Genomic DNA, 16,469 nt, shown 5'->3' on the forward strand with positions numbered 1-16,469 from the left:
ATTTCTTCATAACTGGGTGAATTATGGTAAATAAAAAAAAGATTATGCATATCACCGGCGCTTTTGCTATTTTTATTTTAGCGTTATCAGGTTTATTTCTGACAGGAGAAAATCTAATTTCTTTAATTAACATGGATGATAAAATAACATTCTCAGGTCCTGTTTTTATAATATTCTTTTCTTTTCCTTTTCTTTCATACCTTATAGCTTCTGTTATTTTCTTTAATATAAAAAATCGCTATCCAAAACATCACGATAGTTTCACTAACTATTTTTTAGTGATAGCTATTGTTTCATTTGTCTTAAGTTTCCCCCTATCTTTCTATGTGGATTATAAACTAAAAAGTGAGAATTATTTGGTATGTGAACGAATATCCTGGATGTCACCTAATACCTATGTAAAAGATATTAAACTATGTGATTAATATTATTGTGTTTAATTTATTAATAACTGGGTGAACTATGGAAAATAAGGAAAATATCTTACCAATAATCTGTGCTCTTGCTATTTTTATTTTATCGTCATTCGCTTTCTTTTTGGCCGGAGAAAATTTAATTTCTTTAATTAATATGGATAAAAAAGTAACATTCTCAGGCCCTGTTTTTATAATATTTTTCTCTTTTCCTTTGATTTCATATCATATGATTCTATCTATTCGTGTTAATATAACTGGCCGTTATCCTAAGCATCATAATACCTATGTTAAATATTCAGCTGTGATAGCTTTTTCTTCATTTATTTTAAGTTTTCCACTATCTTTTTATGTGGATTATAAATTAAAAAGCAAGAATTATCTGGTATGTAAAAGAATATCTTGGACATCGCCTAATACCTATGTAAAAGACATTAAACTATGTGATTAATATTATTGTGTTTAATTTCTTCATAACTGGAGGGTTTATGATAAATAAAAAAAAGATTATACATATCATCGGCGCTTTTACTATTTGTACTTTAACGTTATTTACTTTCTTTTCGACAGGGAAAAATTTAATCTCCTTAATCAAAATGGATGAAAAAATAATATTCTCAGGTCCTATTTTTATAATATTCTTTTCTTTTCCCCTGTTTTCATATAGCATGATTTTTGTTATTTACTTTAATATAACTGGTCGTTGCCTAAAATATCACGATAATTTTATTAACTGTTTTGGCATGATAACTGTCATCTCATTTTTTTTGAGTTTTCCAATATCTTTTTATGTAGATTATAAACTAAAAAGCGAGAATTATCTGGTATGTAAAAGAATATCCTGGACATCACCTAATACCTATGTAAAAGACATTAAACTATGTGATTAATATTATTGTGTGTAATTTCTTAATAACTAGGGTAATTATGGTAAATAAAAAAGAACTTGTACATACCCGATTAAACTTGCTTTACACTGTTTTAATCGGTCACATTTAATCTGACATCCATTCTTGATAGTTGTCAGCTCAGCTAAATGTGGTTTCGTATACGCTTTAATAACTCTGCATACTCGGACTTACTTGCCCAAATCTTGATGATTTTCGTTCTACCCGGTATAGCTTGTTCCTCCTCACAAAATGACGTCATTTTGTCACAAATATTGACTTTTGTTAAAACAGTGTTATATTAATCAATGAAGGAAACTTAGCATTTCACCAAATAATATGTTCCGCTAGATCCAAATAAATAGTGTAAGAGAGTAGTGGATATCTATAATGAACTAATAATTAAGAACTAATAACCGCAATGCGGTAGGAGTAAAGCTTATGGCCACATTAGCAAATGAAAGAATCACTACAAGGGTGAGTTCAGAGACTAAAGAGTTACTCGAAAGAGCGTTATCATTATCAGGGTATGCAAGCTTAAATAGCTTTATTGCAAATGCTGCTGTAGCAGAGGCAAAAAGACTTATTGAACAAAATATGCGTATTCGATTGTGTCAAGAAGATGCATTGGCGTTTGTGCATGCACTGGAAAAACCAATCAAGGTAAATGAACGTTTCCTTCGTGCTGCGCGTAGACATAAAGAAACAATAACAAATGAAGATTGAACGTTTAGATAAAAACAAACACGACAGAAACAATTTTGACTGTGGTGAACCCGCGCTAAACAACTACTTGAAAGCAGTATCGGGACAACATGATAAAAAGGACTTATCAAGAACATTCGTCCTGACAAGTAGTCAAAATGGAACTCAAATAAAGGGATACTATTCCCTAGCACTATGCACGGTAGAACTAAACGAACTACCAGAAAAAATATCGAAAAAATACCATTCAACACTACATTGCGCACTTATTGGTCGCCTGGCTATAAGTAAGTCATTTCAACGCCAGGGATTTGGTGAAATCTTACTTATAGATGCAATTCGAAAAGCTATGCAGTCGTCAAAATCTATTCCCACCCCGATGATTATCGTCGATGCTAAAAACGACATAGCCAAAAAACTGTATATGAACGTAGGGTTTGAGGAATTTCCTCAGACAAAGAGTAAACTGTTCATGCCTATGACTGTTGCAATAGAAATGATAAAAAGGGTAGATGCGATGTAACATATCGCTACTTTTCAAATCATTTTCGCGCCCTGTTAACGCTTGAATCTCCATTCAACCCACTTTTTACACCTATCTCCCCCAAATACTAACAGTTCGCTTTGCTCTCAATTAGTATTCAGGAAGGAGAATAGCGCAGATTGGTTAAACTCAGATAATCCGATGTTTTTCTAATTTAACCTGCCGCGCCGCTTCACGCGCCATTCGCCTTTTACGAACATCACAAGGTTCCGGGCAATCACAGACTTTCTCTACGCCAATGCTGCTTAAACCACCACAGCTCCCTTGTATGCTTTTACGTTTAATCATATAGCCCAACGACATTCCCGCAAAAGCCAGCAGGAAAAAGACGAAGGCTGCAATAAATACTTTCAGCACTTCTTTCCCCTTCTCATTGATTTTTCTGTAGGTATGGCTCAAAGGCTTTACTGTAACGCTCTTCAAAACCTGTTTTCGTTTTTACAATCATAAAAACCGGAATATTCAGCTTTTCTGCAATTTCCATCCCTTTTTCCGGCCCTAAAACATTCAATCCGGTAGAAAGCCCATCAGCGCTCATACAAACCGGAGCAATCACTGTAATAGAGACTAAATTATGAGAAATAGGGTTTCCCGTTTTTGGGTCAATCGTATGTGAATAGCGCACACCATCTTGTTCAAAGTAATTGCGATAATCACCAGAAGTCGCTATCGACATATTCCCAGGCGTTATCACTTCCTGAGCATTTTGTGCTATGCCAGTGTCAGATGGCTTTTCAATCGCAATCCGCCACGGCAGATCTTTACCATTATGGCCTGATGTGCGAACTTCACCGCCAATATCAACCATATAATCCTGAATATTCTGCGATTCCAGATATTCAGCAACAACATCTACGCCATAACCCTTAGCGATAGATGATAAATCAACATACAGTTCTGGAACGGTTTTAATCAGGTTATTGCCTTCTACTGCCAGTTTTTCAATCCCAGTCCATTCACGGCGTTTTTCCAGTTCACTTGCAGAAGGTGCTTTCGTCACACGGCCTTCAGGGCCAAACCCCCATAAATTAACCAATGGGCCAACTGTCACATCCAACGCGCCATCGGTTAATTTATTAATGTAGATCGCTTCTTTAACCACTTTGGCTGTCGCTGGCGATACAGGGAATGGCCGATTAATCTCACGACTTTGATTAAAACGACTCAATTCAGAATCCGGGCGATATGTCGACATCTGGTCGTTAACTTCCTCCAGCAAACGATCAATCTCTTTTTGTAGTGTTTCTGGCGAAGGAGCCGATGACCCCGTGACAAATTTAATGGAATAGTAAGTCCCCATTGTTTGCCCATGAATATTTTTCTGCTCCAGACCATCACATGCCGCCAGCAGTAATACTGCAAATATTAACGCTATCCAGCTACTTATCTTTTTACGCACGATTAATTACTCTTTCCGAATTGTTAGCGCCCACAAAGTTGTGGGCGCCAGTCATTAAAATCAAACTATACCCGTTATCTTTCAAACTGCCTCTTTGTTGGCTGCGCTCACTCACCCCAGTCACAGAGTTATCTATGCTCCCGGGGATTCGCTTCCTGGCCGTCACGATGCATCTTGAAATCCATAGGGTATATTTATGGCTTATCAGCCACCGAAATCATCCAACATGATGTTTTCATCTTCAACACCGAGATCTTTCAACATCTTGATCACCGCAGCATTCATGACCGGAGGCCCACACATGTAAAATTCACAATCTTCAGGCGCTGGATGATCCTTCAAATAATTCTCATATAGAACATTGTGGATAAAACCAGTGTAACCATCCCAGTTGTCTTCAGGCAAGGCATCAGATAGAGCCACATTCCAGGTAAAGTTTTCATTTTCAGCGGCTAGCTGATCAAAATCCTCTGTATAGAACATTTCACGTTTAGAACGAGCACCATACCAGAAGCTAATCTTACGTTTGGAATTCAATCGCTTCAGCTGATCAAAGATATGAGAACGCATCGGTGCCATACCTGCGCCCCCACCGATGAAGATCATTTCTGCATCAGTATCTTTTGCGAAAAATTCACCGAACGGACCAGAAATAGTCACTTTATCACCGGGTTTCAGTGACCAAATATAAGAAGACATAATTCCCGGTGGGGCTTCTGAATTTCTTGGCGGCGGCGTGGCAATACGAACATTAAGCATGATAATACCGTGTTCTTCTGGGTAGTTTGCCATTGAATAAGCACGAACTGCTGGCGCTTTCACCTCAGAAACGAAACGGAACAAATTAAATTTATCCCAGTCTTCACGGTATTCCTGCGGCACATCATAATCCGCGTAACGTGCAATATGTGGCTGAGCTTCAATCTGAATATAACCACCTGCACGGAAAGGCACAACTTCCCCATCAGGGATCTTTAATTTCAACTCCTTAATGAAAGTTGCCTTGTTATCATTGGAGATAACTTCACATTCCCATTTCTTAACACCAAATATCTCTTCTGGCAGGTCGATTTTCAGGTTCTGTTTTACATTGACCTGACAAGCCAAACGACAACCTTCCTTTGCTTCACGCTTATTAATATGAGAAAGCTCCGTCGGCAGAATATCGCCACCACCATCTTTAATTTTTACGCGGCATTGACCACAAGAGCCACCACCACCACAAGCCGAGGATACAAAAATACCCTGACTTGATAACATATTTAGCAATTTATCGCCGGCTGGAGCCGTAAAGCTCTTTTCCGGATCACCATTAACTTCAACTTTAATATCCCCAGTGTTAACTAACTTTGATTTTGCGAACAAAATTAGGGCCGTTAGTACCAACACAATTAGGGTAAACATCACTACGCCTAAAATTATTATATCCATGAACTCTTCTCGCCCTTATAGCTGCACACCGGAGAAAGACATAAAGCCCAATGCCATTAAACCCGTAGTGATAAAGGTGATCCCCAACCCTTTCAAACCAGCCGGAACATCAGCGTATTTCATCTTTTCACGGATAGAAGCCAACAGAACAATTGCCAGCATCCAACCTATACCTGAACCGAAGCCATACACGATGGATTCAGAAAAGTTATAGTCACGTTGTGCCATGAAAGAAACACCACCGAAAATCGCACAGTTAACGGTAATCAGTGGTAAGAAAATGCCAAGAGCGTTATAGAGTGATGGAAAATAGCGATCCAGGATCATTTCCAAAATCTGCACCAACGCCGCAATCACTCCGATAAAGGTAATAAAGTTCAGGAAGCTAAGGTCAACCCCTTCAACCAATGCGCCATCACGCAAGACCAGGTTATACACCAAATTATTGGCAGGAACAGAGATCCCCAGCACCACTGTTACAGCGATGCCCAGACCGAACGCTGTCGCTACATTTTTCGATACCGCCAGGAAAGTACACATTCCAAGGAAGAAAGCCAACGCCATATTTTCAATAAAGACAGCGCGGACAAACAGGCTAATATAATGTTCCATATTGTCAGTTATTCCTTCTCAACCTGCGCCGGCTTCAAAGTCCGCAGACCCCAAATCAGCATACCAATAATGAAAAACGCGCTAGGTGCTAACAGGAATAATCCATTAGGTTGATACCAGCCCCCATTCTGTACTGATTCCAAAACGGTAATACCAAACAGCTTACCGGAACCAAATAGCTCACGCAGGAAGCCAACTAGTACCAAAATAACCCCGTAACCCAAGCCATTACCGATACCATCCATAAAACTTTCAATAGGTGGAGATTTCATAGCATAGGCTTCTGCACGCCCCATCACGATACAGTTAGTAATGATAAGGCCAACAAATACAGACAATTGCTTGGAAATTTCATAAGCATATGCCTGTAAAATCTGATCTACGACGATAACCAGCGATGCAATAATTGCCATTTGTACAATGATTCGCACACTGCCAGGGATGTAATGACGGATCAGTGAGATAAAAAAGCTGGAAAACGCGGTAACCAACGTGACCGCCATAGTCATCACCAATGCGGTTTCCAGTTTGGTTGTTACAGCCAGCGCTGAACAGATCCCCAGAACCTGTAATGCAATCGGGTTATTATCCAATAGTGGCCCAAGAAGGACTCGTTTTATTTCTTTACTATCAGCCATCTTTCAACGCTCCTTCGCGTACTTTTTTCAGGAACGGACCAAAGCCGTTGTCCCCTAACCAGAAATTAAACATATTCTGCACACCGTTAGAGGTCAGCGTCGCACCAGACAGGCCATCAACACCATAAGAATCATCAGTAGCAGCGCCGCCGCGGACAATTTTGAGCGCCGGATTACCTTCATCGTTATACAGTTTTTTACCTATCCACTGCTTACGCCATTGTGGATTATCAACTTCACCACCCAGCCCCGGTGTTTCACCGTGCGAATAATAGGTGATACCACGAGCCGTCTTACCGTCTACATCAACGGAGATAAAGGCATACATGACAGACCACAGACCAGAACCATAAATAGGCAGAACGATTTCGCGAGTTTTACCCTGCTCATTCTTCACCAAATAGACCTCAGCCATGTTGGCACGACGGCGTATTTTCGCCAGATCCTTCTCAGGGGGTAATGCGATACTGGTATCATCACTGCGCAACGCATCGTTCAGGTTAAACTTACCCTGACTGCTTTCAAGCGTTGCCGTTTCCAGATTCAATAACTCGGTTTTAATTCGGCTTTTGAATGTTTCTTTAACTTCATCAGCGCTCATTTGAGGTTTCAATAAGCCAGCAACATCGAGAATATTACGCTGTTTATCCAGCAGTTTTTGTTCCTGTTGCTGAGATTTCAAGCCTACCGCAGAACCTGCCACAACAATTGAGCAAACGAGACATAGCACAAAAACAACAATAAACGTTCTGCCGATGCTGTCATTATTTTTTGGTTTATCATTAGCCACGGGCTTTTCTCCGCTTAATATTGGCTTGCACTACCAGATAATCAAACAATGGCGCAAACAGGTTTGCGAACAGAATCGCCAGCATCATACCTTCTGGATATGCTGGATTAACGACCCTGATAAGAACGCACATCACACCAATCAGAATGCCGTACCACCATTTACCTTTGTCGGTAAATGAAGCGGATACCGGATCTGTCGCCATAAAAATCATACCAAAAGCGAAACCACCCAGAACCATATGCCAATACCACGGCATAGCAAACAATGGGTTAGTCGCTGAACCGATAGCATTAAATAGGTAGGAAGTTGCAATCATACCCAACATCACCCCAGCGACAATGCGCCATGAAGCAATACGGGTAAACAGAATGATTGCGCCACCAATGAAAATCATCAGAGTAGACACTTCACCGATAGAGCCAGGGATATTGCCAATGAAAGCATCCATCCAAGTAACAGGCTGACCAGTAACGGTGTTCACTAATCCCTGACTACCACCAGCCGCCCACTGAGACAACGGAGTTGCACCAGAGAAACCATCAGCCGCAGTCCATACCAAATCACCTGAAATTTGTGCCGGATAAGCAAAAAACAGGAAAGCACGGCCAGCCAGTGCCGGATTTAAGAAGTTACGACCGGTACCACCGAAGACCTCTTTCGCAATTACAACACCGAATGTAATACCCAGCGCCGCCTGCCACAGAGGAATTGTTGGTGGAACAATCAACGCAAACAAAATAGAGGTAACGAAAAATCCCTCGTTAATTTCATGTTTACGGATCATGGCAAACAGCACTTCCCAGAAGCCGCCAACCACAAATACAACGATGTAAATAGGTAAAAAGTAAGTTGCGCCAAGCAACATTTCGCTACACCAGCTAGCGCCTGGCGTCAGTGATGCACCGAAAAACTGAGCAACACGATAGTGCCAATCAGATGCCAGAAGTTGTTGTAATTCTGCACCACTGTATAAATGATATAACGCAGGAATCGCCTGCTGACCAACGTTATACATCCCCCAGAACATTGCCGGGAATACTGCCAACCATACCGTGATCATCATACGCTTTAGATCGATAGCATCACGGACATGGGCACGGCCAGAAGTTACTGTACCTGGTGTATAAAAAATCGTCGTTACCGCTTCATATAACGGATAATATTTTGCTAACTTGCCCCTGGGCTCAAAGTAATGCTCAATTTTTTCAAAAAAGTTTTTCAGGCCCATGGATCATCCTTCCTGCTCAATCTTAGTCAGCACTTCACGCAGTACCGGACCATATTCATATTTGCCCGGGCAGACGTAGGTACAAAGTGCCAAGTCTTCCTCATCTAACTCTAAGCAACCCAGCGCCTGAGCGCTGTCAGTATCACCCGCCAGCAAATCCCGCAGCAAATGCGTTGCCATAATATCCAAAGGCATAACACGCTCATAGTTACCGATTGGTACCATAGAACGCTCACCGCCGTTGGTTGTGGTTGAAAAAGCAAAACGCTTATTTTTCAGGAAATGACCAATAGTAGTGCGGGTAATGGAAAATTTATCGATACCCGGCATAATCCAACCAAATAGCTCTTTTTCGCGACCTTCACACAAAACAGAGACCAAAGTGTGGAAACGACCAAGATAATGATGAACTTCATCTGACTGAGTACCGCACAATACGGAGCCTGAAATAATACGGTTTTCACCCTCTTTAAGCTGATCCTGAGTTAACTCAAGCAGATCAGCCCCTAAACAAGTACGTATAAGGCGTGGGTTCTCAACCTGTGGGCCTGCTAGTGCAATAACACGGTCAGTATAAAGTGTGCCGGTAGTAAACAACTTACCGATAGCAATCACATCCTGATATCCCAGATGCCATACCGTTTTAGTCGCACTAGCGGGTTCAATAAAGTGAATGTGAGTTCCAACTAATCCCGCAGGATGCGGACCAGAGAACTGATTATAAGTAATTTGTGCATTATTACCGGCATTCGGCAAATTTCCTACACCGTGGCAAACATGGACTTTACCTTCAGTCAGTTTAGTCAATACATTCAAGCCATCAATGAAAGCCTCTTCTTCGGTAGCAATAATAATCTGTGGATTGGCAGCCAGAGGCTGAGTATCCATAGCAGTTACAAAAATTGCTTTTGGCGAGGAACCAGGAACAGGAGTTCGACTGTAAGGACGGATACGTAGAGCAGTCCATAACCCGGAATCGATGAGGTTCTTTTCTACTTGTTGACGGGATAACTGAGAAAGTTGGGTTCGATCATAATGGTCAAAATTGACCTGTTCATCTCCCGTTATCTCAACCACGATTGACTGCAAAACACGTTGTTCACCGCGATTAATCGCCACAACCTGCCCACAGGCCGGACTGGTGAAAACCACACCTGGATTCTTTTTATCTTCAAAAAGAATCTGCCCTTGCTTAACATGCTCACCTTCCTTAACCAACATAGAGGGACGCATTCCAACATACTCTTCACCTAACAGTGCTACATGGCGAATCGTCGGACCGTCTTCTATTACTTGAGCAGGCGCCCCTGCAATCGGGAGGTCGAGCCCTTTTTTAATTTTAATCATAAGATTTGCACAAGTTTATCAATTAAATCATATGCTACAAATTACCTGGTGGTAACAGAGCTACTCTATAAAAAAACCCTTAAGTCACGAATCGCGCTCGGGTTATTATTCTCCGATAATTATTACGATTTTCTTAATCTCTGGGCGGCAATTTTAACATCTCCCCCCTTAAGCTGTCTGACTAATCAAGTGATTTACTTCAAGCAAACAGGAATAATTTTGGCACTGAACCGTTAATAGATCGCAAAAAACGAATAATTATATCACCTTTATCAATGGTTGATTGTTTTTTGATCTTATAATCACTTTGTAGAAAAAAGCCACGGTTATTATTTTTTATTCACAAAGTTGATAACTCATGGCAATCTTAAGCTAAATTTTCAATTAATTCCCTACGTTTCTATATGGTAGTCACATGAAAAAAACGGCTGCTTTTGCTGCAATAATATTGATGTTCTTTAGTTCACTCCCACCTACCTATGCTCAGGATACTCCAATTGAGTTAAAGTCAACCCCATCTACACAACTTGGTTATCCTGTATTCATCCAGATATTCAAAGAAGAGCGGATACTAGAGCTTTATACTAAAGATAGTCATGGAAACTACCAACTGGCTAAAAGTTATCCCATCTGTAATTACTCTGGCGGCCTTGGTCCCAAAACCATGGAAGGGGATCTGAAAAGCCCGGAAGGCTTTTATCGTGTGAAAACCAGTCAATTAAATCCGAATAGTCGGTATTACCGATCTATTAATCTGGGTTTTCCAAATGAATACGATAAATCCAGAGGTTATTCCGGCAACTATTTAATGATCCACGGAGAATGTAAATCTGTCGGTTGTTACGCTATGACTAACAATTACATGAATGAAATCTACCATTATGTAGAAAGTGCATTACTGAATGGACAATACGAAATTAATATCAGTATTTATCCATTCAGAATGACACCGCAAAATATGTTACGTCACCAGGCATCTTCCCATTATATGTTTTGGCTGCAATTACAACCGGCCTATGAGTATTTTATAAAAACTCGTCGACCGGCTGCTATTAGCGTCATCAATAATCAATATGCCGTTAATGATATAGCTGCTAAATCGCCACTTTCGCAAAATCAATCACAATATGCGTTCACCAAGGTGAAATAGTGCATAGCAACCCGGCTCAATCCGGTTCCAGGATTCATTGCCGGTTAAAGGCTGGGTAACAATGACGGAAACGACATCATCCGGCTGTGTGTGCTGCTGGAAATCAATTTCAACATCCTGATCCAAAAGCTTTGCTTTCCCAAACGGCGCCCGGCGGGTAATCCAGTGAAGATGAGTTGAACAATATGCCATGACAAAACATCCATCTGACAATAGCATATTAAATACCCCTTTTTGTCTCAGTTCGTCCGCTAATGACGCGATGAAACGAAATACTGCTGGCCAGTTAGAGGGAGTCCTTGGATATTTTTGTGAAAGTCGGTGCAAAATCCAGCAGAAAGCATGTTCGCTGTCAGTTTGCCCGATAGGGCGATATTGACCTGTTTCAAGCTGCCGATAGCCTCGAAGCTGCCCATTATGGGCATAAGTCCAATTACGTCCCCACATTTCACGAATAAAAGGGTGAGTATTTTCCAACGCAACATTACCGCGGTTAGCCTGCCGAATATGGGAAACCACCACTCTGGATTTAATCGGGTATTCCTGTACGAAGCGGGCAACGGGCGAATGACAACCCGGTTGATGATCTTTAAATGTGCGACAGCCCCGCCCTTCATAAAAAGTGATCCCCCAACCATCTTTGTGGGGTCCAGTATGCCCACCACGCTGAATCAGACCACGCAAACTAAAGCAGATATCTGTTGGCACATTTGCACTCATGCCAAGTAACTCACACATTTCCCACCTCTGTAACCTGTAAAATCAGGCTTTAATCATCTCTTTTTCAATCAGTTGAATCAGGATATGAATAACTTTGATATGAATTTCCTGAATACGATCTGCATAACCAAAATGCGGGACACGAATTTCCACATCAGCGGTTCCTGCCATTTTGCCGCCATCTTTGCCTGTCAGCGTAATTACTTTCATACCTTTTAAACGAGCAGCTTCAATTGCTTTAATAATATTACCGGAGTTACCGGAAGTGGAAATACCCAGTAATACATCTCCTTCCTTCCCCACAGCTTCCACATAACGGGAGAAAACAAATTCATAACCAAAATCATTACTAACGCAAGAAAGGTGACTGACATCAGAAATCGCAATCGCCGGATAACCAGGGCGATTTTCGCGGTAACGGCCTGTCAATTCTTCAGCAAAATGCATCGCATCACAATGCGAGCCTCCATTACCGCAGGACAATACCTTGCCACCCGCTTTAAATGAATCAGCCAGTAATACTGCTGCTTTTTGAATTGCTTTAATATTTGCATCGTCACTTAAAAACTTTGCCAGCGTATCCGCGGCTTCATTCAATTCACTACGGATCAGTTCTTGATACATAGGCTCCTCACTTCGGTCAGGTAATCTTTAATGTTGTGCTGAATGGCAGTTTACCGGATCAAGAGAATTGAAAGAAGACAACACCACGTTTCTGGAGAATTAATCCACTGCCAATCACCATGAGTTTGTGAGCTACATTGTAATTAAGATGTAAAGATATTGCTAAAAACAATTTCCTGGTCTAAAAAGAAAGGAACAGCACAACAGGTCCGACCTCTGACAACTTACCTGACCCTGAGATTAACCAGGAGCTTTTATTATGACCACATTGAGTATTGTTCTATTCTTAGTATTGATTGGGATACTTTGCTATCACAAAGTCAATCTCAGCCTTAGCAGCCTACTACTCCTTGTTTATACCGTCTTGATGGGCGCTATTGATACATGGAGCTACTGGATGTTATTACCAATGGCTATTATTCTGTTCCCGCTGAATTTTGCGCCAATGCGTCACTCCTTACTTACTGTTCCAGCTTTAAAAGCCTTCCGTAAAGTGATGCCGAGTCTGTCCCGCACAGAAAAAGAAGCTCTTGATGCCGGTACTACCTGGTGGGAAGGAGAACTGTTCCGCGGTAAACCCGACTGGAAAAAATTACATGACTATCCAAAACCTCAACTCACCGCCGAAGAGCAAGCATTTCTGGATGGACCTGTAGAAGAAGCTTGCCGGATGACCAATGATTTCCAGATAAGCCACGAACTAGCTGATTTACCACCTGAGTTATGGCGTTACCTGAAAGAACATCGTTTCTTTGCCATGATTATCAAAAAAGAATACGGTGGTCTGGAATTCTCTGCTTATGCACAGGCACGAGTATTGCAAAAACTGGCGGGGACTTCCGGCATTCTGGCAATCACTGTCGGCGTACCTAACTCCCTCGGCCCCGGTGAATTATTACAACATTATGGCACCGAAGAGCAGAAAAACCGCTATCTACCCGGGCTTGCCCGTGGTGAAGAGATCCCATGTTTCGCACTGACCAGCCCGGAAGCCGGCTCAGATGCCGGAGCTATCCCAGATACTGGCGTAGTCTGTATGGGAGAATGGCAAGGTAAACAAATTCTGGGTATGCGTTTAACCTGGAACAAGCGCTATATCACTCTTGCACCTATTTCTACCGTGCTTGGCCTGGCTTTCAAACTGTCTGACCCAGACCATTTACTGGGTGATACAGAAGAATTGGGCATCACCTGTGCATTGATCCCAACCAATGTACCCGGAGTAGAAATTGGTCATCGTCATTTCCCACTGAATGTCCCATTCCAAAACGGCCCAACTCGCGGTAAAGATGTTTTCGTACCAATTGACTACATCATTGGTGGACCGAAAATGGCCGGACAAGGCTGGCGTATGCTAGTTGAGTGTCTGTCTGTTGGCCGTGGCATCACTCTACCTTCAAATGCAACGGGGGGATTGAAAAGTGTTGCTATGGCGATTGGCGCATACTCTTATATCCGCCGTCAGTTCAAAATGCCAATTGGTAAAATGGAAGGAATTGAAGAGCCACTGGCACGCATTGCGGGTAACGCCTATCTGATGGACGCAGCTTCAACTCTTGCTACAACCGGTATTATGCTGGGCGAGAAACCTTCGGTATTATCCGCTATCGTCAAATATCACTGTACCCACAGAGGCCAGAAATCTGTTATTGATGCGATGGATATTGCTGGTGGTAAAGGGATTTGCCTTGGTCCATCCAACTTCCTTGCTCGCTCTTATCAAGGTGCACCTATTGCTATTACCGTTGAGGGTGCCAATATTCTGACCCGCAACATGATTATCTACGGTCAAGGCGCTATTCGCTGCCATCCTTATGTACTTGATGAAATGGCCGCAGCTGAAAATAACCGTATTAAAGATTTTGATAAAGCATTGTTCAGTCACCTTGGTCACGTTGCCCGTAACATATTACGCAGCTTCTGGCTTGGCCTGACGAATGGCCGTACCAGCAGCACACCGGTCAATGACGCAACACTCCGTTACTACCAACAATTAAATCGCCAATGTGCCAACCTTGCTCTGTTATCAGATGTGGCAATGGGTGTATTAGGTGGCAGTCTGAAACGCCGTGAACGTGTTTCCGCCCGCCTTGGGGATGTTCTGAGTCAAGCTTATCTGGCTTCAGCAACGTTGAAACGCTATGAAGATGAAGGTCGTCAAAAAGAAGATTTACCGCTAGTACAGTGGGCGGTTCAGGATAGCCTGTACCAGGCTGAACAAGCGATAGATAACTTACTACGTAACTTCCCAAACCGACTGGTTGCTGGTTTGATGCGTGTTATTGTCTTCCCATTAGGACGCGTGCATTCAGCACCATCTGACCATCTGGACCACAAATTAGCGCAGCTCTTACAACAGCCTTCAGCTACCCGTGATCGCATTGGTCGTGGTCAATTCCTGACACCAAGCAAATATAATCCTCACGGATTATTGGAAGAAGCGCTGCAAGACATTATTGCCGCAGAGCCGATCCATGCTCGTCTGAGCCGCGAAGCGGGTAAACGTCTCGGCTTTACCCGCCTGGATAAACTGGCGGAACGAGCACTAGCAGAACGTAAGATTACTCAAGAAGAGGCTGACATTCTAAAACGTGCCGAAGCAAGCCGTTTGCGCTCTATTAATGTCGATGAGTTCGAACCGGAGGCGCTGGCTGTTCCTGCTCCAGTTAAAAAGCCAAAAACAAAAGCGGCCTGATGCTGACAACTAAAGAATGGATGTCATTACGGGACGATACCTTAGGGTATCGTCCCGAGTTGCCAAGGTAGGATTGCGCTTTGCGCAAAAAAATAGACACAGTCAAAAATATCCGATATTTCCTTTGAAAGAGTAGATGAAATTTACTCTCTACAGCACCCTACTCACGATACAGACGACAATCCGCTTGTAATGTCACACCAGCACATCCTTCAACATAGCTTTGTCGAGGCTCAGATCGGCAACCAACTGATTCAGTTGCAATAACTGAACAAATGGTTAAACATAATTTTTTATCGTAGTTTATTGATACACCAGACAGTTAAACTCACTCAACAGTGGTGCTTATGGACAAGTTAAGAGCAATCAGCGTCTTCCGGCGTGTTGTAGAACTAGGCAGTTTCAAAGCCGCCGCCCAAGATCTGGGCTTATCCAAGGCAGCTGTCAGTAAAAACATCAATCAGCTTGAAGAGTATCTCAAAAGCCCCCTGATTAACCGAACGACCAGAAACATGCACATAACCGCAAACGGCAGGAATTACTATCATCAGGTGTGCAACATCCTGGATGAGCTTGAGAATGCTGACTTATCGGTTATGGAAACGTCTCACACTCTGACAGGCTCGATAAAAGTCAGTATTCCAATGTCTATGGGGCTAAAGGCATTAAATCCACTGATATGCCAGTTTATGCATACTCACCCTAGTATTTCTGTAGAAGTTGTCATGATTGATAAATATATCGATCTTATTGAGCATGGAATAGATGTTGCGATACGTGGAGGAGGTGAACTGAGCGACTCCAGCCTTCGTTCTAGGAAACTGATAAAAGTCCCCCGAGTCTTATGTGCCTCACCAGCATATATTGAGGCTTCTGAAAAAATACTCATCCCTGAAAATCTCACCTCCCATAACTGTCTTGTCTACAGTTTATCTTCTTCTCCACGACGCTGGATATTTCACAATCAAAATGATGTGAAAGTCGTTGACCTTAAGCCCGGAACCTATGTGGTGAATAACGGGCTTGCACTCAAACAGGCGGCTCTTTCCGGACATGGTGTGATTTTACTGCCTGAATTACTGGTCACTGATGAGCTGCTGTCAGGCAAACTTGTCAGACTACTTCCGGAATGGGAAGCTGACATGCAGGCACTTTATGCCATACAACCCTTTCATAAAGAACACTCTAACAAGACAAGGGCTTTTATCGATTTCCTTATAAATGCACTAGACAAAACCTGCTGAATATCTGAAAAGTGATCGGTGATTTTAAATGGCAAATCT

General features: G+C 42.2%; 19 protein-coding genes. 8 read left to right on the plus strand and 11 right to left on the minus strand.

The genetic code is table 11. The features are described 5' to 3' along the window. Positions 1-23 precede the first annotated feature (23 nt). The 5 genes from BDD30_RS15460 to BDD30_RS15480 all read left to right on the plus strand — a co-directional run bounded on the left by BDD30_RS15460 (position 24) and on the right by BDD30_RS15480 (position 2,528). Positions 24-425, plus strand: coding sequence for a DUF1240 domain-containing protein (locus BDD30_RS15460; protein ID WP_015835365.1), 402 nt, complete (start codon positions 24-26; stop codon positions 423-425). Positions 426-462: 37 nt separating this feature from the next. Further along, the gene (locus tag BDD30_RS15465) at positions 463-864 is read left to right on the plus strand and encodes a DUF1240 domain-containing protein (protein ID WP_015835366.1); all 402 of its coding nucleotides are present in this window, start codon (positions 463-465) and stop codon (positions 862-864) included. 37 nt (positions 865-901) lie between these two features. Next, positions 902-1,303: a DUF1240 domain-containing protein gene (locus BDD30_RS15470; protein ID WP_071823747.1), complete on the plus strand. Its 402-nt coding sequence runs from the start codon at positions 902-904 to the stop codon at positions 1,301-1,303. A 438-nt stretch (positions 1,304-1,741) separates the two neighbouring features. Continuing rightward, complete coding sequence (locus BDD30_RS15475; RefSeq protein WP_015835368.1) at positions 1,742-2,026, plus strand: type II toxin-antitoxin system TacA family antitoxin; 285 nt, start codon at positions 1,742-1,744, stop codon at positions 2,024-2,026. Then, positions 2,016-2,528, plus strand: coding sequence for a GNAT family N-acetyltransferase (locus BDD30_RS15480; protein WP_015835369.1), 513 nt, complete (start codon positions 2,016-2,018; stop codon positions 2,526-2,528). Before BDD30_RS15475 ends, BDD30_RS15480 begins: the two co-directional genes overlap by 11 nt. A gap of 150 nt (positions 2,529-2,678) precedes the next feature. Here the strand turns inward: BDD30_RS15480 and nqrM are convergent, their stop codons facing one another. The 9 genes from nqrM to BDD30_RS15520 form a co-directional block, all read right to left on the minus strand. After that, on the minus strand, positions 2,679-2,906 hold the full coding sequence (gene nqrM / locus BDD30_RS15485) for a (Na+)-NQR maturation NqrM (protein WP_015835370.1): 228 nt from the start codon (positions 2,904-2,906) through the stop codon (positions 2,679-2,681). A 13-nt stretch (positions 2,907-2,919) separates the two neighbouring features. Further along, on the minus strand, positions 2,920-3,948 hold the full coding sequence (locus BDD30_RS15490; protein WP_015835371.1) for an FAD:protein FMN transferase: 1,029 nt from the start codon (positions 3,946-3,948) through the stop codon (positions 2,920-2,922). Next, positions 3,941-4,072, minus strand: a complete 132-nt coding sequence (locus BDD30_RS24750; protein WP_282958047.1) for a hypothetical protein — start codon at positions 4,070-4,072, stop codon at positions 3,941-3,943. The genes BDD30_RS15490 and BDD30_RS24750 overlap by 8 nt, the downstream gene beginning before the upstream one ends. Positions 4,073-4,152: 80 nt before the next feature. Beyond that, positions 4,153-5,379 carry an NADH:ubiquinone reductase (Na(+)-transporting) subunit F gene (gene nqrF, locus BDD30_RS15495; RefSeq protein ID WP_015835372.1) on the minus strand — a complete coding sequence of 409 codons (1,227 nt, stop codon included), beginning with the start codon at positions 5,377-5,379 and terminating at the stop codon, positions 4,153-4,155. Between the two features lie 15 nt (positions 5,380-5,394). Next, positions 5,395-5,991 (minus strand): NADH:ubiquinone reductase (Na(+)-transporting) subunit E, encoded by a 597-nt coding sequence (gene nqrE / locus BDD30_RS15500; protein ID WP_015835373.1) that lies wholly within the window; start codon positions 5,989-5,991, stop codon positions 5,395-5,397. An 8-nt stretch (positions 5,992-5,999) separates the two neighbouring features. Continuing rightward, on the minus strand, positions 6,000-6,629 hold the full coding sequence (locus BDD30_RS15505; RefSeq protein WP_015835374.1) for an NADH:ubiquinone reductase (Na(+)-transporting) subunit D: 630 nt from the start codon (positions 6,627-6,629) through the stop codon (positions 6,000-6,002). Then, positions 6,622-7,419, minus strand: a complete 798-nt coding sequence (locus tag BDD30_RS15510; protein ID WP_015835375.1) for a Na(+)-translocating NADH-quinone reductase subunit C — start codon at positions 7,417-7,419, stop codon at positions 6,622-6,624. The genes BDD30_RS15505 and BDD30_RS15510 overlap by 8 nt, the downstream gene beginning before the upstream one ends. Next, positions 7,412-8,650 (minus strand): NADH:ubiquinone reductase (Na(+)-transporting) subunit B, encoded by a 1,239-nt coding sequence (locus BDD30_RS15515; protein WP_015835376.1) that lies wholly within the window; start codon positions 8,648-8,650, stop codon positions 7,412-7,414. Before BDD30_RS15515 ends, BDD30_RS15510 begins: the two co-directional genes overlap by 8 nt. A 3-nt stretch (positions 8,651-8,653) precedes the next feature. Then, a complete protein-coding gene (locus tag BDD30_RS15520; RefSeq protein WP_015835377.1) occupies positions 8,654-9,997 on the minus strand; it encodes a Na(+)-translocating NADH-quinone reductase subunit A in 1,344 nt (447 codons plus the stop codon). Positions 9,998-10,412: 415 nt separating this feature from the next. On the opposite strand from BDD30_RS15520, the gene BDD30_RS15525 reads away from it, so the two are divergent. Next, entirely contained in the window at positions 10,413-11,147 is a 735-nt protein-coding gene (locus BDD30_RS15525) for a L,D-transpeptidase family protein (RefSeq protein WP_015835378.1), read from the plus strand. On the opposite strand, the gene BDD30_RS15530 is transcribed toward BDD30_RS15525, so the two are convergent. Beyond that, positions 11,118-11,885 (minus strand): class II glutamine amidotransferase, encoded by a 768-nt coding sequence (locus BDD30_RS15530; RefSeq protein WP_015835379.1) that lies wholly within the window; start codon positions 11,883-11,885, stop codon positions 11,118-11,120. The genes BDD30_RS15525 and BDD30_RS15530 overlap by 30 nt on opposite strands. 24 nt (positions 11,886-11,909) lie before the next feature. Further along, positions 11,910-12,491, minus strand: coding sequence for a D-sedoheptulose 7-phosphate isomerase (gene lpcA / locus BDD30_RS15535; RefSeq protein WP_015835380.1), 582 nt, complete (start codon positions 12,489-12,491; stop codon positions 11,910-11,912). A 259-nt stretch (positions 12,492-12,750) separates the two neighbouring features. On the opposite strand from lpcA, the gene fadE reads away from it, so the two are divergent. Both fadE and BDD30_RS15545 read left to right on the plus strand, forming a co-directional pair. Next, on the plus strand, positions 12,751-15,186 hold the full coding sequence (fadE, locus tag BDD30_RS15540; RefSeq protein ID WP_015835381.1) for an acyl-CoA dehydrogenase FadE: 2,436 nt from the start codon (positions 12,751-12,753) through the stop codon (positions 15,184-15,186). Positions 15,187-15,533: 347 nt separating this feature from the next. Continuing rightward, on the plus strand, positions 15,534-16,430 hold the full coding sequence (locus BDD30_RS15545) for a LysR family transcriptional regulator (RefSeq protein WP_041382298.1): 897 nt from the start codon (positions 15,534-15,536) through the stop codon (positions 16,428-16,430). The last annotated feature ends 39 nt before the right edge of the window (positions 16,431-16,469 follow it).

Origin of the sequence: Photorhabdus asymbiotica, from assembly GCF_003634575.1 — a bacterium.
GTDB lineage: Bacteria > Pseudomonadota > Gammaproteobacteria > Enterobacterales > Enterobacteriaceae > Photorhabdus > Photorhabdus asymbiotica.